Raw genomic sequence first — 16,470 nt, 5'->3', positions numbered from 1 at the left:
GCAACACGCAGCGCGGCCTCCCCCGCGAGCGGCAGAGACGGGCGCGTATCGAACTGAATGGGCATTTTCCGGACCAGGTCTGGAGCAAAGACCGCACTGTTCAGGAAATCGAAGCCCCGAGGGAGACCTGCCAGGTCCAAAGACCATGGCGGAGAGGGAGGGTTCGACCACTCCGGCACCTTTCGGGTACCTCCCGCGCGGCGTAGAATACACGTGTGTGTCCCCGTTTCTGGGAGAAGGCGTAGGCGGGAGGGCAATCCCATTATCTGGCGCGCCCCCGATCGGGTATCGGCGCTGGGATGAATTTTTCCGATCCACCAATCAGAAAATGACTTGGCCCCGGATGAGCGGAGCTTCCTGAGGATGAATATGGAGCTAGGCAGCGCGCTAACCAAGCGAATTCGTTCCCCTAGACGTGACCCCCCATAAACGGACTGAAAAGAGCTTTCCGGGAGGGGTGCCCCTAATGTCTCAGAACCGGAGCCGAGGAACGCGAATCGGATGGGCCTTCCGATACTTCTGAATAGGTATAAGTGCTAGCACCTAGCCGTAAGCGCGAATCTGGAAACAGGAAGGGCAGCGCTCTTACAATTTTTTCCTTTAGCGGCTGACTTGGGGTCAAACCGCGATGAAAGTATATATTCTTCACATGTGCCCCATCAATTAAGAGCCGTCCGGTGAACAGTCCCTCATTCAATCCTTGGACGAACACATCTAGATCTTCGGGAAATGAGACGTCACCTTGAGAGGCCAAATCCTCTACCTTAATTTGCATCGACTCGCCAATCAGATGCTCGTCGAAAAATTCTCTTGAAGTCTCCGCTTTTCTATCACCGGCACCGGCGTTCGGAGTAGAATGCCCTAATTTCAGTTTCGAGCGGCTGGGCTCGGCAAGATAAATAAACCGAATATCCCCGTTCTTGGTGAAAGCCACCTTGTCGACAGTGCCTTTGTATAGAAGCAGATATTCGCCGTTTGAAGACAGTTCTGTAATTACAGAGGCCACCACACCCGTTTTGAGGAAATGGTTTACTATTTTGTAGATTCCTTGGCGGAAACCCGGTGCGCCCCCTTGATGGATTGATAGCTTTGTAACGATAAATGACAGGAGGGAAGCGGTTGCGATGGAAAATACAAAATATGAAAGAAACCACGCAGCATCGGACATTCCGAAACCGCGGCCATCCACGAAAAAGAATCCAGATACGTTTGCGTAGGCTCCGGTTACAAGACGGAAAACATAGTCATTTGGCAAATTCCACCAGAAAATATTTTGGATGGCGACGAGTAGGCCCAAAGAGGCGCCATGAAACACCGGCGCCACGAGAACTGCGGCAATGGTCTTTTCGAATGCCGTATCTGAGTATACGACAGATAGACGTTGGGCCGTAAAAAATACTTGAACTGCAGCAATTCCAGGCACTATCAACAAAATAAATGCAAATAACGACGCGGTTATTTCCATTTTTCTACTTAGCGGTTTCTTTTTTACGGGCCTGCTTCACCACAAAGCGGACTGCACCATCCTTCATGGTCCGGGTGATTACCTTGTAAGATTTCACCTGTTTAACCACGGAGCCCGTCGAGCGCCGACCGCGCTTAAAGGAAGTACCTTGGTGCAGTTTCGTAAGGGCCGTCATCGCAGTCTCCCTTTTGCCTACTTTTCTTAGCCTGCCGCCGTAGCATTAGCAAGCCGTGAGGCCTAATCCGTTCCCCGGATCAATCAAGCCGACCACAATCATGCACCCTAAGGATGGCAGAAATTAGGGCAAGTATTAGGGCGCACGCCCCTCTGGTGGCGTTAGTTTATTGTTTTTTATTGTTAAAATAAAAAGCAATGGCGGAGAGGGAGGGATTCGAACCCTCGGAACGCTTGCGCGCTCAACGGTTTTCGAGACCGCCCCGTTCGACCACTCCGGCACCTCTCCGCGGGGAGCGGGCGTTTTGGCTGAGGCTCGCGTTAAAATCAAGAGTGAAGCGCCGCAAACAGGTCAGCACGAGTCAGACAATTGTCAGTGACGTCACCCGCACCCGTGTCCGGCGCTACCGCCCGCGCCTGTCAGGACAGGTCATGAGCGATTGACGCGGCCGGGCCGATGAGTCTATATGCCCGCTCTCACGCGCCCGTGCCGGACAGGTACGGGCCGCGTCGTGTTTGACAACGCCGGCCTTGATCAACAAGCGGCGAAGAAAAAGGACCTCGCGGGCGCAGCCTATTCTGCCTCCGACGGGATCGTTCAGAAAGGTAGAAATCATGTACGCGGTCATCAAAACCGGCGGCAAACAATACAAGGTCGCGGAAGGCGATCAGCTGGTCATTGAGAAGCTCGACGGCGAAGCTGGCGACATCGTGTCCTTCGGCGAAGTTCTGATGCTGGCCGGCGACAAGGGCGTCACGGTGGGCAGCCCGCTCGTCGAGGGCGCCCAGGTCATGGGCGAGCTGGTAGAGCTCAAGCGCGGCAAGAAGATCATCATCTTCAAGAAGCGCCGCCGCCAGAATTACCGCCGCACCAAGGGTCACCGCCAGTGGCATGCCGTGGTCTCGATCTCCGAGATCGTGGCGCCGGGCGACACCCCCAAGACCAAGGCGAGCGCGAAGCCCAAAACGGCCAAGACCGATGACAAGCCGGCCAAGGCTGAAAAGTCCGCCAAGCCGAGCGCATCGGCCAAGACCGCCGAGAAATCCGCTCCGGTTCCCGCCGATTCCAAGAAGGCGGCTGCCGGCGACGACCTGAAGGCGCTGACCGGTGTGGGTCCGGCGCTGGAAACCAAGCTGATCGAAGCCGGCATCACGTCCTACGCGCAGGTCGCGTCCTGGACCGAAGCCGACCTCGACAAGCTGGACGGCGAAATTCCCGGCCTGAAGGCGAAAGCCGAGAAGGGCGATTGGATCAACGAGGCGAAACAGCGCGCCGGCAAATAAGCTGCAGGCACGTACGCAAACTTAAGGAGGCCATCTCATGGCTCACAAAAAGGCAGGCGGTTCGTCGCGTAACGGCCGCGACAGTGAAGGCCGGCGCCTCGGCGTCAAGAAATTCGGCGGCCAGGAAGTCATTCCGGGCAACATCATCGTGCGCCAGCGCGGGACCAAGTATTATCCCGGCGACAATGTCGGCATTGGCAAGGACCACACGCTTTTCGCTCTGAGCGAAGGCCGCGTGACCTTCGCCAAGAAGAAGAACAACCGCACATATGTGTCGGTCGCGTCGCTTGCCGAAGCGGCCGAATAAGGGCGACGGATGACCGATCGCCCGCTTCAAAACGGGGGCGATCCGGAAATCAGCCGTTAGCAGATTTCGAAGGGGAGACGGGTCGCCCGTCTCCCCTTTTGCTTAAGCGCGCATCTCCCCCGCCGCCACGGGGAAAACAATGGCGGACGAAACGATTCTGACGCCGCAGGCGTTGACAGGGCCGAGCACGCACTTACGTGAGGTGCGTCTGGAGGACGCGGCATTTCTGTCGAAAGAGGCCGGACATTGTGATGTCGCGCGCATGTGCGGCTCGATCCCGACCCCTTTTCATGCGCTGTCGGCCGAGGGCTATATCCTGTGCATGCGAGCGAGAGCCCGGGTCCGCGGCGACCGCCTGAAGGTGATACTCGACGGCGATACGGCTCCGGCGGGCATAATCGGACTTCACCCGAGATCCGATGGCGCCTGGGAACTGGGATACTGGCTCGCCCGCAGCCATTGGCACCAGGGTCACGCCACGCGGGCCGCGCAATTGATGCTGGAGGAGGCCCGGACGATGGGCGTGTCCCGGCTGGTCGCGAACTATTTCGAAGACAATCCGGCCTCCGGCCGGGTGCTGGAAAAACTTGGTTTCACGCCGACGGGCGAACGCAATCTGGCCTGGTCGATGGGCCGGCTGGGCAAGGCCTGGAACCGGCGATTGGTATTAACTCTCTGACCTCCGGGACGCCCTGAGGTCTATTGGACGCTTTCAATGAAGTTTCTCGATCAGGCAAAAGTCTTCGTGCAATCGGGCCATGGCGGAGCGGGCTCCGTCTCCTTCCGGCGCGAGGCCTTCGTCGAATACGGCGGGCCCAATGGTGGCGATGGCGGCAAGGGCGGCGATGTCTGGGCCGAAGCGGTCGAGGGGCTCAACACCCTGATCGACTACCGCTATCAGCAACACTACAAGGCACCGCGCGGCGAAGGCGGCGCGGGCCGGGACCGCAGTGGCGCGGCCGGCGAGGACGTGGTGCTCAAGCTGCCGGTCGGGACTCAGATCCTGGACGAGGACAACGAGCACGTGCTCGCCGATCTCACCGAGATCGGTCAGCGCGTCCTGCTGGCGCGCGGCGGCCGGGGCGGCAAGGGCAATGCCTTCTTCAAGTCTTCCACCCACCAGGCGCCGCGCATCGCGCAGCCCGGCGAGGATGGCGAGGAACGCTGGATCTGGCTGCGCCTGAAGGTGATTGCCGATGCCGGCCTGGTGGGCCTGCCCAATGCGGGCAAGTCGACCTTCCTGGCCGCGGCGAGCCGGGCCAATCCCAAGATCGCCGCCTATCCGTTCACCACGCTTCACCCCAATCTGGGTGTCGTGGATCTGGGCGCGGGCTCATGCTACGTGCTGGCCGACATCCCGGGGCTCATTGAAGGGGCCCATGAAGGCGCCGGGATCGGCGATCGCTTCCTTGGCCATATCGAGCGCTGCGCGACTCTTGTCCATCTCCTTGACGCGACAGAGGAAAGTCCGCTCGACGCCTACCGTACGGTGCGCGTCGAACTCGACGCCTACGGCGCGGGTCTGAGCGAAAAACCGGAGATCGTGGTCCTCAACAAGATCGATGCGGTCGATGAAGAAACGCTGAAAGCGCACGTCGAGACCCTCGAATCTGAGATTGGAACGCCTATACATACAGTATCCGGCGTGACCGGACAGAATGTGCGGCCCCTCCTGGGTGAAATCTGGAGGGCGGTCGAAGCCAACCGCCGTTCGAATACTGAAACCGAAGCCGACAAGGACAGCTGGACTCCATGACCGATCACGCCTCGATCCTGAGGGACGCGCGCCGCATCGTTATCAAGATTGGCTCCGCACAACTCATCGATTGGCGCACCGGACAGGCCCATGTGGGCCGCTTCTATGCTCTGGGGTGCGAAATCGCGGAACTGCGCAAGCGCGGCGTCGAGGTCGTGCTCGTCTCCTCCGGCGCCGTCGCGCTGGGCCGGCCGCGCCTGAATCTTCCCGCCGGTCAGAAGCTGCGCCTCGACGAGAAGCAGGCCGCCGCCGCGGCCGGGCAACCCGTGATCATCCAGGCGTGGGACCAGGAGTTTTCCAAGCACGGCTTCCACGCCGCGCAAGCCCTGCTCTCGCCCTCCGACACGGAAAGCCGCCGACGCTGGCTGAACTCGCGCAACACGCTCGAGACGCTCCTGTCGCTTGGCGCGGTGCCCGTCGTCAACGAGAACGACACCGTCGCGACCGAGAAGCTGCGCTATGGCGATAATGACCGGCTTGCGGCCCGCGTCGCACAGCTCGTCTCGGCCGATCTGCTGGTCATCCTGTCCGATGTCGACGGGCTCTACGATGCGGACCCGACGTCGAATCCGGATGCGGAGCATATACCCTACGTCGAAGAAGTGACCGCGGAGATTTCCGACTTGGCCGGGCCGACGCGCGCCGAAACGGCGGGCACGGGCGGCATGGCCACCAAGATCGCCGCAGCCGAAATGGCCATGGCGGCCGGCTGCTCGACGGTAATCGCACGCGGCGACTGCGAGCAGCCCATCACCGACCTGCTCAATGGCGGGCGGGCGACCTGGTTCCAGGCCGAGGTCTCTCCGGAAAGCGCGAAACGCGTCTGGATCGCCAATTCGCTGGCCCATGAAGGCAAGCTCTTCCTCGACGAGGGGGCGACCGATGCCGTCAAGCAGGGCCATTCGTTGCTGGCCGCGGGACTGACCGATGTCGAAGGCCGGTTCGGACGCGGGCACGCGATCCGGCTCGTGGGCCATGACGGCAACGAATTCGCGACCGCCCTGCCCGGCTATGACAGCGACGAGTGCCGGGCTCTGGTCGGCATCCAATCCGACGAAATCGAGGCGACGCTGGGCTACAAGCGCGGCTATGCGCTGGTCCATGCGGCCGACCTTGTTTTGGACGAGCCGAAAATCAAGCAATCTGAAGGAGCTTCCTCTTGACCGATTTCATGTCCGAAATGGCTGCGATGTGCGCCGAGGCCCGCGCCGGAGCCGCTGCGCTCCAGGCTGCCGGCGCCGACGGGCGCACCCGCGCGCTGAAGGCCATGGCTGAGGCGATCCGGGGTGCATCCGGTGCCATTCTGGCCGCCAACGCCAAGGAAGTCGAAACCGCCCGATCCAAGGGCGCCGACAAGGCGTTCCTTGACCGCCTCACACTCGACCAGGACCGTTTGAACGGCGTGGCTGACGGCGTGGCCGCGATTGCCGAGCAGGACGATCCGGTCGGCGTTGAGAAACGCCGCTGGAGCCGTCCGAACGGGATCGAGATCGCCGAGGTCGCCATTCCCCTCGGCGTCATCGGCGTGATCTTCGAAAGCCGGCCGAACGTGGCTGCCGACGCCGCCGCCCTGTGCGTGCGGGCCGGCAATGGCGTGATCCTGCGCGGCGGCAGCGAAGCCTCCGGGACCACCACCGAAATCATCAAGGCGGTCAAGGCGGGGCTCGTCGAGGCCGGCCTTCCCGAAGGCACGGTGCAGACGCCGCCGGACGCAAACCGTGAATGGGTGACCGCCCTCCTGTCGCTGGACGAAGGCGGGGCCGATCTGGTCATTCCGCGCGGCGGCAAGCCGCTTATCTCCCACGTGCGCGAGCATGCGAACGTGCCGGTCCTCAGCCACCTGGACGGTGTCTGCCACGTCTATGTCGACGCCAAGGCCGATCCGAAGAAGGCCAAGGATATCGTTCTGGACTCCAAGATGCGGCGCACGGGCGTATGCAACGCGGCCGAGACACTTCTGATCGACAAGGCCTGCGCCAGCGATCTGCTGCCCGGCATCGCCGAGGCGCTGAAGGAGAAGGGCTGCGAGCTGCGCGGAGACGAAGCGTCCCGCAAGATCGTGCCCGGCATGAATCCGGCCAGCGAGGAAGACTGGGACACCGAGTATCTTGATGCGATCCTGTCGATCCGCGTGGTCGACGGCCCCGAGGCGGCGCTGAAGCACATTGCCAAGCACAGCTCCGGGCATACCGAAGTCGTGGTCACCGAGGACCAGGCGACGGCTGACCGGATGACGTCCGCGATCGACGCGGCAGTCATCATGCACAATGCCTCCTCGGCCTTCTCCGATGGCGGTGAATTCGGCTATGGCGGCGAGATCGGAATCGCCACCGGACGTCTCCATGCGCGCGGTCCGGTGGGCGCAGCCCAGCTGACCACCATGAAGTACATCGTGTACGGACAAGGTCAGATCCGCGGATGAGTTTCGGCGCGCTGCGCTCCGAGCTTCTCAAGCCCGGCATGAAGGTCGGCCTTTACGGCGGGTCGTTTGACCCCGTCCATGAGGGCCACCTTCATGTCGCAGACACCGCCCTGACCCGGCTCGGGCTCGACCGGATCTGGTGGATCGTCTCACCTCAGAACCCGCACAAGGCGCATGCACCCGGCGACTTCCGCGACCGCTTGCAAGCGGTCCGGTCCGCGGCGAACGCACCGCGGATGGTCGTCAGCGACATCGAGGCGCGGCTGGGGATCAACCGGACTGCCCAGCTGGCGACCTATCTGACGCGGCGCCACCCCGGAGTGAACTTCGTCTGGATCATGGGCGCCGATGCGCTGCGGAGCTTTCACCGCTGGCAGGACTGGCAGACGATTGCGCACAAGATGCCAATTGCCGTGGTCTCGCGCCCCCCTGACGCGCTTCGTGCGCGCCTGTCGCGTGCGGCCGTCGCCTTGTCGCGCTACAGGCTTTCCCAGCACCAGGCCCATGCGCTCCCCGGTTCGTCACCCCCCCGCTGGACATACCTGACAGCTCCCTTATATGACGTGGCATCCAGCACGCTTCGCGTCTCTTCAAGGCGCGCGACGACCCGCAACTGAGATCGAGCCGCCCCGATGAGCGAGACTTCTCCTTCCGGTGAGGGCGGCGCGCTCGCCTTCTTCGCCGACCTGAAACCCTCCGCCTCCGATTTCCGCTCGGATGTCCTGGAAGGGTTATCGCGTCCGCAAAAGACGATTCCGCCAAAATACTTCTACGATCAGACCGGCTCCGCGATCTTCGACCGCATCACCGAGGCACCCGAGTATTACGTCACGCGCACCGAGCTGGAGCTGCTCGACCGGATCGGTCCGCAATTGAGCGAGCTGGCCGGACCGGGCGCCGTCATTCTAGAGCCCGGCGCCGGGTCAAGCGTGAAGATCCGCAAACTGATAGACGCGCTCGACCGCCCGGCCGGCTATGTCGGAATGGACATTTCCGGCGAGCATGTGCGCGCGGCCTGCGAGGCCGTCGCCGTCGATCACGAAGACCTGACCATCGGGGCGGTGTGCCACGACTTTACCCGGGACATCGACCTGGACGCGCTGCCGGTCCCGCCCGGCCGCCGGCTGGTCTTCTTTCCCGGCTCGACCATCGGAAACTTCGAACTCGCCGACGCGCTGGAGCTGCTCAGGACGCTGCGCAGCTGGCTGCGGGACGGCGATATCCTGATCATCGGCGTCGATCTTCGCAAACCCGGGCCGGTTCTGGAGGCCGCCTACGACGATGCGGGCGGGGCGACGGCGGACTTCAACTATAATCTCCTGGCGCGCATCAATCGCGAGCTGGAGGGCAGTCTGGAGCCGGAGGGGTTCGAGTACCGCGCCTTCTGGAACCCGTTCCGCTCACGTGTGGAAATGTATCTTCAAGCCCGGCGGGACATGGAGTTCAGCGTATCGGGGTCGCGATTCAATATTCGCGAGACCGAGACCATTCACACCGAGAACTCGCACAAGTTCACGGTTGCCGGCTTCCAGGACCTGGCGGCAAAAGCCGGATTCGCGCCTGCGAAAGCCTGGGTGCACGAGGACATGCCCTTTTCCATCCACTGGCTCGAACGATCGCGCAAAGCGTGATACAGTCACCTTTGTTGAATTGCCCAAGGGAGCGCACGCTGTCCATCAACACCGAAGGCCGCAAGGCCGACACGCCCGGTCAAAGCCCGGTCGAATCCTCCCAACCTGGCCATGCCAGCACGGAGGCTCTTGAAGAGCTGATCGTCGCCGCCCTCGAGGACGACAAGGCCGAAGATATCGTGGCCATCGACCTGAGCGGCAAATCCTCCGTCACCGACACCATGATCATCGCCAGCGGACGGTCGAACCGTCACGTGGGTGCAATTGCCGATCATGTCATCCGCAAGCTCAAGGAAGAAGGCCACGGCTCGGCCAAGGTCGAGGGTCTGAAGACCTGCGACTGGGTCCTGATCGATGCCGGCGACGTCGTGGTGCATCTCTTCCGTCCGGAAGTGCGTGACTTCTACGACCTTGAGAAGATGTGGTCGGTCTCGCCCGACAGCCTCAGCTAGACCCTCTTGCGCCTGGAAATCCGAGCCATATCCCGCATCAAGGCGGGACCTGAACGCACGCTCGTCGATGACTATATCGCGCGCGCCAATAGCGTGGGCCGCCCGATCGGCTTCGGCAGCGTGGAAGAGCGCGAAATCGACAACCGGGCGCTCTCCGGCAAGGCCGCGGAAACCGCGGCTCTTGTCGACGCTTTACCGCCCGGCTGCCTGGTCATCGCGCTCGACGAGCGTGGACAGGGCTTCACCTCCCGTCAGTTTGCGAGCCAGCTCGAGCGTGCCAGAGACGATGGCGTGCGCGATGGAGTGTTTCTGATCGGCGGTGCGGACGGGATGGACCGGCAGACGCTTCCGGCTGGCGTAAAGCTGATGTCGTTTGGTGCCATGGTCTGGCCTCACAAGCTGGTCAGGGTCATGGTAGCCGAACAGATTTTCCGGGCTTTCTCGCTTCTCGCCGGGACGCCCTACCATCGCGACTAGGACCTGACCGGCGTGACCTTGGCCGCCCTATTCTTTGCCCTGATACTCCAGGATGCCGGAACGTCGCCCGCCTTGCCCGACCCGGACGAGGTCGAGGCCCTGCAACGCGAGGCACGCGAGGCAGAGGAGGTCGCGGCCGAGCGTGCGGCGCGTGCCGATGCAATCGCCCAGGAGATCGCGACGCTCCAGCAACGCTTGATCGACGCTGCCGAACGGGTGCGCGTGCGCGAAGCCGCGGCAAGCGAGGCCGATGCCCGCCTGGCCGAGCTGGAAATGGAGGAGGCAGAGCTGAGAACGGCGCTAGTTCAGGAGCGCGCCAGCCTCTCTCGTGTTCTGGGCGCCCTTCAGCGCATGGAAACCGGCTCCCCCCCGGCCCTCGCCGTGAACCCCGAAGATGCCGCGGAGGCCGCGCGGGCCGCTGGATTACTGGCCAATATTGCGCCGCAGCTGGAAGCACGCGCCGAGGCGGTGCGGGCCCGCCTGCGTGAGCTGGAGACCCTTCGCGAACGCCTGCTTGCACAAGGTGCGCAGGTGGACGATGCCGTCGAGGCGCTGGACGAAACGCGGGCGGAAGTCGAGGCCCTGATCGCCGAAAGGCGCGACGCGGAGCGCCGGCTGCGCGCCGAGTCCGAGGATTTGTCGCGCCGCGCTGCCGAGATCGCCGGGCGCGCGCAGACACTTGAAGACCTGCTTTCGGAGATAAGGCGCTTCGCGGCGGCCGAACCGCGCCTCAGTCCTCGCCGAACCGACCCGCCGATTGCAGGCGGGAGCGACACGGGCATTCCGGTGCCCCGCCTGCGCCCCGAACCGATGGATGCTGGCAGTCTGGTCGCCGCGCGTCCCCTGCGCGGCGAGGTGGACGGGATGCGGTTCAGCGACGCGCGCGGGCAGCTTCGCCCGCCCGCCTTCGGACCGCTGGTCACAGGCTTTCGTACCGAGGGGCGCGACGGACAGGCCCGCGACGGAATCTGGTTCGAAACCCGGCCTCGCGCTCAGGTGGTCGCGCCATTTGACGGAGTGGTGGTTTTCGCTGGAGACTTCCAGGCGCTAGAAGGCGTTCTGCTGATCAATACCGCCGATGGGTACACCCTGGTAATTGGCGGCATGGCCGCCCTATATGCCAGAGAGGGACAATCCGTGCTTGCCGGTGAGCCGATCGGAACCACACCGGACCGTGAAAATCCCGCACCGCGGGTCTATTTTGGTATCTTGCGCAGCACAGACCAGCCGGAGGATCCGGAAAACTGGCTGCGGCCCGAATTTCGCAGGGGTTAGACCCGATACCGGTCTTCCCGGCAGGACACAGGACACGACGCATGCGTTTGCACATTCTCGCCTCCGCCGTCATCTTTGGCATCGGTGCCGCGGCCCTTGCCGTTTCCGCCGAAGGGGAAGACCGCCGGGAAGAGACCTTCCGCCAGCTCGAGCTGTTCGGCGACGTGCTCAGCCGCATCGAGTCCGATTACGTGGTCGATCCGGACAAGGCCGAACTGATCGAGTCCGCGATCAATGGCATGCTGTCGTCGCTCGACCCGCATTCCAGCTACCTCAACCCAGACGATTTCGAAGACATGCAGGTGTCCACGACCGGCGAATATGGCGGGTTGGGGATGGAAATCACTCAGCGCGACAATCTGATCACCATCGTCGCCCCCTTTGCCGACACGCCCGCCGACCGGGCCGGACTGGTCACGGGTGACCGGATCCTGGCGGTCGAAGGCGATTCCCTGGTCGGCGCGACGCCGACCGAGGCGGTGGAACGCATTCGCGGGCCGCAGGGCGAGCCCGTCACGATCACGATCGGACGCGACGGCGAAGACGCCTTCGATGTGACGCTGGTGCGCGAGATCATCGAGATCAATCCCATCAGCTACCGGCTCGAGGACGAGGATACGATCCCGTATCTGCGCGTGACCGGTTTCAACGAGCACACGACCGAGCGGGCCGTGGAGGCGCTGGAAGACATGGAGAATGCCATGGGCGGTCCGCTGCCCGGCCTGATCCTGGACATGCGCTCCAATCCCGGTGGGCTTCTGGACCAGTCCGTCACCCTGTCCGACCTGTTCCTGGACGGCGGCGAGGTCGTGTCCACGCGCGGCCGAGACCCGCGCAGCACGCAGCGCTACAATGCGCGGCCGGGTGATATCCTCGACGGTGCGCCGATCGTCGTCCTCATCAATAACGGCTCTGCCAGCGCCTCCGAAATCGTGACCGGCGCGTTGCAGGACCGCGAGCGCGCGACCGTTCTGGGCCTGACCAGCTTCGGCAAGGGCTCAATGCAGACCATTGTGCCGCTGCGCGGAGGGCGTGACGGAGCCCTGCGTCTGACCACGGCGCGCTACTACACGCCGGCGGGCCGGTCCATCCAGGCCACGGGCATCCAGCCGGACATTCCTGTGTCCGCCCGGCAGCTGGACCCCGATGCGCCGCTGCGCTTCACCGAAGACGCGCTGCGCAATGCGCTGATCAATGAAAACGGCACCGAGCGCGAGGAGATCGCCTTCGAGGATATCGAGCAACCGCCCGAAGAGTGGCCCGAGGAGGAGGACTACCAGCTCCATCGCGCCAAGGAGGTCCTGATCTCGATGATGGAACGCCAGTCGGCTCAGCTTCAGTAGGCGAAAACGAAGCCGTTCCGGCGGCTTCGTTAACGTTTCTTTACCCTGACCGGGACACACTCGCGGCTGTTTTTGAACGCTGGTTCTTGCTGCCGTCCGGGTCACGCGACATGTCGAGGTTTCCTCAACGCACCTCTCCCTTGCGTATGCCGCTCCTTGCCGGAGCCGGTGCGGCGCTGGTCTGCGCCCTGCTCGCCGGGGGGCTGGCGCTGCTGGGGACGCAGCCGGCACGGACGATCGGCGCACGCGCGCCCTTGCCAGAAGCCCCGGTGGAACTGGCGCGCGCAGAGATTCCCTCCGACGAACCGCAGGAACCGGCTTTTTCAGAAGGCATGGACGAGGACGTTGCGCTGCCGGGCGTCGAGGACGCCGAAGCCGCGCTGAACCCCTCCCCGGAGGCCGCGGCGGTACCGGCGCCGGTCAACCCGGAGGCGCCGCTGGCCGGACTGTTCGAACCGGGGCCCGGCGGGCCCCTGCCGATTATCGCCTCAAGTGGTCAACGCCCGGACCAAGCGTACGCCAAAGCGTTCGACGGCGATCTCGACGCCCCGACCATCGCGGTCGTCATCGGAGGGCTGGGCCTGAATCGGGCTCTGACGCTGGAGGCTATCGAGACGTTGCCGGGTGAGGTCACGCTGTCCTTCGTGCCCTATGCGCGCGATCTTCAGGACTGGGTCGACCGGGCCCGCGCCGACGGCCACGAGGTTCTGATCGAGCTGCCGATGGAGCCGTTTGACTATCCCAATAACGACCCGGGTCCGCACACTTTGCTGTCTGACGCCAGCGAGGCAGAGAATACGCGGCGCCTGGACTGGCTTCTCTCGCGGGCGGCCGGATATACCGGCGTCATCAACTATCTCGGAGCGCGCCTCGGCGCCGATGCAGAGGCTCTGGGCCATGTCTTTTCCGTCCTCGAGATGCGCGGACTGACCGTGTTTCACGATGGATCCGGCCGTCGCCCGGCGCTGGCTTCGGCGCAGGAGATGAGCGGAGCGCAGCTGGCCCTGGTCGATCGCCTGGTCGATGCCAATCCGGAGGCGAGCGCGATCGACAACCGGCTGCTGGAACTGGAGGCGCTGAGCCTTCAGAACGGGACCGCACTGGGTCTCGGCTCGCCCTACCCGTCGACCATCGAGAACCTTGCCGCGTGGGCCAACAGCCTGCCGGCGCGCGGATACCAGCTGGCTCCGGCCAGCTTCGTGGCGCGCCAGCGCCTGGCTGCGCAAGCCGATCCGGAATCGTGACGCCGCCCTCTGCCGATCTCGAGCTCTACCGGCCCAATGCCGGGGTCGTGCTCTTCAATGCGCAGGGGCTGTGCTGGCTCGGCCGGCGGAAAGGGGCTGAGCCGCCCTGGGTCTGGCAATGGCCCCAAGGGGGCATGGACGAGGGCGAGGACGGCGAGACGGCAGCGCTGCGTGAGCTGTATGAAGAAACCGGGATTCAGCCCGCACAGGTGGAGCTGCTTGGCTCGACACCGGATTGGCTGACTTACGACTTCCCGCCTGAGGTTCTGGCCCGGCAGAAGAAGAACTGGACCGGCCAGAAGCAGCTCTGGTTCGGCTATCGCTTCCTGGGCACCGACGCCGATTTCGACCTGACCGCCGTTCCACCGCAGGAGTTCGACGCTTTCCGCTGGGCCGGTCTCGACGACGCGGTCGCAAGCGTCATCCCCTGGAAACGGGGCGTTTACCGCGCTGTGGCGGAGACGTTCGCGCCACTCTTGTAGAAGCTCAACAAAAACCCCGGCCCGAAAGGGCCAGGGTCGGTCAACACGGCTAAGGGGCCTGACGCGGCTAGTTCGCCAGCGCCGCCAGCAGGGATTCGTACTTGTCGATGCGTTCCTGCGCATCGGCCTGCTCGGCCTCCTCGCTGGAGTCCTTGAGGTCTTCGCGCGCTTCACCGAGCTTCTTCTCGATCTGCGTCGCGTCGACATCGGCCAGCGCGATGGCTTCCTCGGCCAGGATGGTCAGCCCGTCCGGAGTGACTTCGGCAAAGCCACCATAGATGAAGGTGCGCGTCACGGAATTCTCGTCGTGCACCGAGATGGCACCGGGACGGATCGTCGACATGAAGGGCGCGTGGTCGGGCAGGACGCCGAAATCGCCCTCGGTGCCGGGCACCACCACCATCTCGACCTTACCCGAGAACAGGCGCTGCTCGGGCGCGACCAGATCGAATTGAAGCTTGTCAGCCATGGCTCTAGTCCCTTTGAGCGGCGATCGCGGCGTCGAATGAGCGCGCCGCCGCCTCGAACTTGTCCCTGCAGCCGGGATTGCAGAACCCGACGACATGGGTCTTTCCATCGGTCCCGCGATAGACGGTGAGCGCCTCCGCGCTCACCTTGTCGCCGGACCACGGACACACGTCGTTGACGCAGTCCGCGAGCGAGGGCGCCGCGGAAGATCCGCCAGCGCCCGCCGCCATTACGCCGCGTCCGCTGCGAGTTGCTCGGCTTTCTTCACCGCATCCTCGATAGTACCCACCATGTAGAAGGCCGGTTCGGGAAGGTGATCGTACTCGCCGTCGCAGATCGCCTTGAAGCCCTTCACCGTGTCTTCGACCGGCACCTGGATGCCCGGAGAACCGGTGAACACCTCGGCGACGTCGAACGGCTGGGACAGGAAGCGCTCGATCTTGCGGGCACGGGCCACGACCATCTTGTCCTCTTCGGACAGCTCGTCCATGCCCAGGATCGCGATGATGTCCTGAAGCGCCTTGTAGCGCTGAAGGATTTCCTGCACGCGGCGCGCGGTGCGGTAGTGCTCCTCGCCCACGATGCGCGGCTCGAGAATGCGCGAGGTGGAGTCCAGCGGGTCCACGGCCGGATAGATGCCCTTTTCGGCGATGGAGCGGTTCAGAACCGTCGTCGCGTCGAGGTGGGCAAAGGTGGTGGCCGGGGCCGGGTCGGTCAGGTCGTCGGCCGGCACGTACACGGCCTGCACGGACGTGATCGAACCCTTCTTGGTCGAAGTGATGCGTTCCTGCAGCGCGCCCATGTCGGTCGCCAGCGTCGGCTGGTAGCCCACGGCGGACGGGATGCGGCCGAGAAGCGCGGACACTTCGGCGCCGGCCTGCGTGAAGCGGAAGATGTTGTCGACGAAGAACAGGACGTCCTTGCCTTCCTCGTCGCGGAAATATTCCGCCTGGGCGAGGCCGGACAGGGCGACGCGAGCACGCGCGCCCGGCGGTTCGTTCATCTGCCCGAAGACCAGGGCGCAGCGCGAGCCTTCCGCGGAGCCGTTATTTTCGGCCGGGTTCACGTTCACGCCGGATTCGATCATTTCCCAGTAGAGGTCGTTACCTTCCCGGGTCCGCTCGCCGACGCCGGCAAACACCGAATAGCCGCCGAACAGCTTCGCGATATTGTTGATCAGCTCCTGGATGAGCACGGTCTTGCCCACGCCGGCGCCGCCGAACAGGCCGATCTTGCCGCCCTTGGCGTAGGGGCAGAGCAGGTCGACCACCTTGATGCCGGTCGGCAGGATCTCCGCCTCGGTGGCCTGTTCGTCGAAGGCCGGAGCCGGGCGGTGGATCGGCGCGGTCGAGCTTGCGCTGATGGCGCCGGCCTCGTCGATCGGCTGGCCGGTCACGTTCATGATGCGGCCCAGCGTGCCCGGACCCACCGGAACCATGATCGGCGTACCGCTATCGATCACTTCGCTGCCGCGTTGCAGACCTTCAGTCGCATCCATCGCGATCGTGCGGACCGCGTTCTGACCGAGGTGCTGTGCAACTTCGAGCACCAGCTTCTGGTCGCCGTTCATGGTCTCGAGCGCGTTCAGGATCGCGGGAAGACCACCGTCGAACTCCACGTCCACAACGGCGCCGGTCACCTGCACGATACGGCCCTTGAGATTGCTCATCGTCCTAGCCTCTCTCTCGTA

18 protein-coding genes and 1 tRNA gene are annotated in these 16,470 nt (G+C 63.8%); 14 read left to right on the top strand and 5 right to left on the bottom strand.

Features of this window, described 5'->3' with window-relative positions; all coding sequences use genetic code 11:
• Positions 1–463 precede the first annotated feature (463 nt).
• Together PGP17_RS03560 and PGP17_RS03555 are read right to left on the bottom strand one after the other, a co-directional pair.
• Positions 464–1,465 (bottom strand): hypothetical protein, encoded by a 1,002-nt coding sequence (locus PGP17_RS03560; RefSeq protein WP_135945419.1) that lies wholly within the window; start codon positions 1,463–1,465, stop codon positions 464–466.
• A gap of 373 nt (positions 1,466–1,838) precedes the next feature.
• A tRNA-Ser gene (locus PGP17_RS03555) sits at positions 1,839–1,928 on the bottom strand.
• A gap of 326 nt (positions 1,929–2,254) precedes the next feature.
• On the opposite strand from PGP17_RS03555, the gene PGP17_RS03550 reads away from it, so the two are divergent.
• The 14 genes from PGP17_RS03550 (at position 2,255) to PGP17_RS03485 (ending at position 14,312) form a co-directional block, all read left to right on the top strand.
• Positions 2,255–2,923, top strand: a complete 669-nt coding sequence (locus PGP17_RS03550; RefSeq protein ID WP_270374270.1) for a 50S ribosomal protein L21 — start codon at positions 2,255–2,257, stop codon at positions 2,921–2,923.
• A 37-nt stretch (positions 2,924–2,960) separates the two neighbouring features.
• Positions 2,961–3,230 (top strand): 50S ribosomal protein L27, encoded by a 270-nt coding sequence (gene rpmA / locus PGP17_RS03545; RefSeq protein WP_135945421.1) that lies wholly within the window; start codon positions 2,961–2,963, stop codon positions 3,228–3,230.
• A gap of 139 nt (positions 3,231–3,369) precedes the next feature.
• Positions 3,370–3,909: a GNAT family N-acetyltransferase gene (locus tag PGP17_RS03540; protein ID WP_270374269.1), complete on the top strand. Its 540-nt coding sequence runs from the start codon at positions 3,370–3,372 to the stop codon at positions 3,907–3,909.
• 36 nt (positions 3,910–3,945) lie between these two features.
• The gene (gene obgE, locus PGP17_RS03535) at positions 3,946–4,986 is read left to right on the top strand and encodes a GTPase ObgE (RefSeq protein ID WP_270374268.1); all 1,041 of its coding nucleotides are present in this window, start codon (positions 3,946–3,948) and stop codon (positions 4,984–4,986) included.
• The gene (gene proB / locus PGP17_RS03530) at positions 4,983–6,149 is read left to right on the top strand and encodes a glutamate 5-kinase (RefSeq protein WP_270374267.1); all 1,167 of its coding nucleotides are present in this window, start codon (positions 4,983–4,985) and stop codon (positions 6,147–6,149) included. Before obgE ends, proB begins: the two co-directional genes overlap by 4 nt.
• A gap of 17 nt (positions 6,150–6,166) precedes the next feature.
• On the top strand, positions 6,167–7,408 hold the full coding sequence (locus PGP17_RS03525) for a glutamate-5-semialdehyde dehydrogenase (protein WP_135945706.1): 1,242 nt from the start codon (positions 6,167–6,169) through the stop codon (positions 7,406–7,408).
• Positions 7,405–8,025 carry a nicotinate-nucleotide adenylyltransferase gene (locus tag PGP17_RS03520; protein WP_270374266.1) on the top strand — a complete coding sequence of 207 codons (621 nt, stop codon included), beginning with the start codon at positions 7,405–7,407 and terminating at the stop codon, positions 8,023–8,025. Before PGP17_RS03525 ends, PGP17_RS03520 begins: the two co-directional genes overlap by 4 nt.
• A gap of 15 nt (positions 8,026–8,040) precedes the next feature.
• On the top strand, positions 8,041–9,039 hold the full coding sequence (gene egtD / locus PGP17_RS03515) for an L-histidine N(alpha)-methyltransferase (RefSeq protein WP_270374265.1): 999 nt from the start codon (positions 8,041–8,043) through the stop codon (positions 9,037–9,039).
• Positions 9,036–9,491 (top strand): ribosome silencing factor, encoded by a 456-nt coding sequence (gene rsfS, locus PGP17_RS03510; RefSeq protein ID WP_233342194.1) that lies wholly within the window; start codon positions 9,036–9,038, stop codon positions 9,489–9,491. The genes egtD and rsfS overlap by 4 nt, the downstream gene beginning before the upstream one ends.
• A 6-nt stretch (positions 9,492–9,497) precedes the next feature.
• The gene (locus PGP17_RS03505; RefSeq protein WP_270374264.1) at positions 9,498–9,968 is read left to right on the top strand and encodes a 23S rRNA (pseudouridine(1915)-N(3))-methyltransferase RlmH; all 471 of its coding nucleotides are present in this window, start codon (positions 9,498–9,500) and stop codon (positions 9,966–9,968) included.
• An 18-nt stretch (positions 9,969–9,986) separates the two neighbouring features.
• The gene (locus tag PGP17_RS03500; RefSeq protein ID WP_270374263.1) at positions 9,987–11,243 is read left to right on the top strand and encodes a murein hydrolase activator EnvC family protein; all 1,257 of its coding nucleotides are present in this window, start codon (positions 9,987–9,989) and stop codon (positions 11,241–11,243) included.
• Positions 11,244–11,284: 41 nt separating this feature from the next.
• Positions 11,285–12,586: a S41 family peptidase gene (locus PGP17_RS03495; RefSeq protein ID WP_270374262.1), complete on the top strand. Its 1,302-nt coding sequence runs from the start codon at positions 11,285–11,287 to the stop codon at positions 12,584–12,586.
• Positions 12,587–12,732: 146 nt separating this feature from the next.
• Entirely contained in the window at positions 12,733–13,830 is a 1,098-nt protein-coding gene (locus PGP17_RS03490) for a divergent polysaccharide deacetylase family protein (protein WP_270375004.1), read from the top strand.
• Positions 13,827–14,312: an RNA pyrophosphohydrolase gene (locus PGP17_RS03485; protein ID WP_270374261.1), complete on the top strand. Its 486-nt coding sequence runs from the start codon at positions 13,827–13,829 to the stop codon at positions 14,310–14,312. The genes PGP17_RS03490 and PGP17_RS03485 overlap by 4 nt, the downstream gene beginning before the upstream one ends.
• A 67-nt stretch (positions 14,313–14,379) precedes the next feature.
• Here PGP17_RS03485 and PGP17_RS03480 read toward each other — a convergent pair whose 3' ends face one another.
• Genes PGP17_RS03480 through atpD form a run of 3 tightly spaced genes read right to left on the bottom strand, consistent with a single transcriptional unit; the run spans position 14,380 to position 16,449 of the window.
• Positions 14,380–14,781: a F0F1 ATP synthase subunit epsilon gene (locus PGP17_RS03480; protein ID WP_135945432.1), complete on the bottom strand. Its 402-nt coding sequence runs from the start codon at positions 14,779–14,781 to the stop codon at positions 14,380–14,382.
• Positions 14,782–14,785: 4 nt separating this feature from the next.
• The gene (locus PGP17_RS03475; RefSeq protein WP_135945433.1) at positions 14,786–15,010 is read right to left on the bottom strand and encodes a glutathione S-transferase; all 225 of its coding nucleotides are present in this window, start codon (positions 15,008–15,010) and stop codon (positions 14,786–14,788) included.
• The gene (gene atpD / locus PGP17_RS03470) at positions 15,010–16,449 is read right to left on the bottom strand and encodes a F0F1 ATP synthase subunit beta (protein ID WP_135945434.1); all 1,440 of its coding nucleotides are present in this window, start codon (positions 16,447–16,449) and stop codon (positions 15,010–15,012) included. Before atpD ends, PGP17_RS03475 begins: the two co-directional genes overlap by 1 nt.
• Between the last annotated feature and the right edge of the window lie 21 nt (positions 16,450–16,470).

The organism is Marinicauda sp. Alg238-R41 (assembly GCF_947331485.1).
GTDB classification, from domain to species: domain Bacteria; phylum Pseudomonadota; class Alphaproteobacteria; order Caulobacterales; family Maricaulaceae; genus Marinicauda; species Marinicauda pacifica.
Note: the sequence above shows the minus strand (reverse complement) of the source record. Positions and strands in the feature narration are given on the sequence as shown.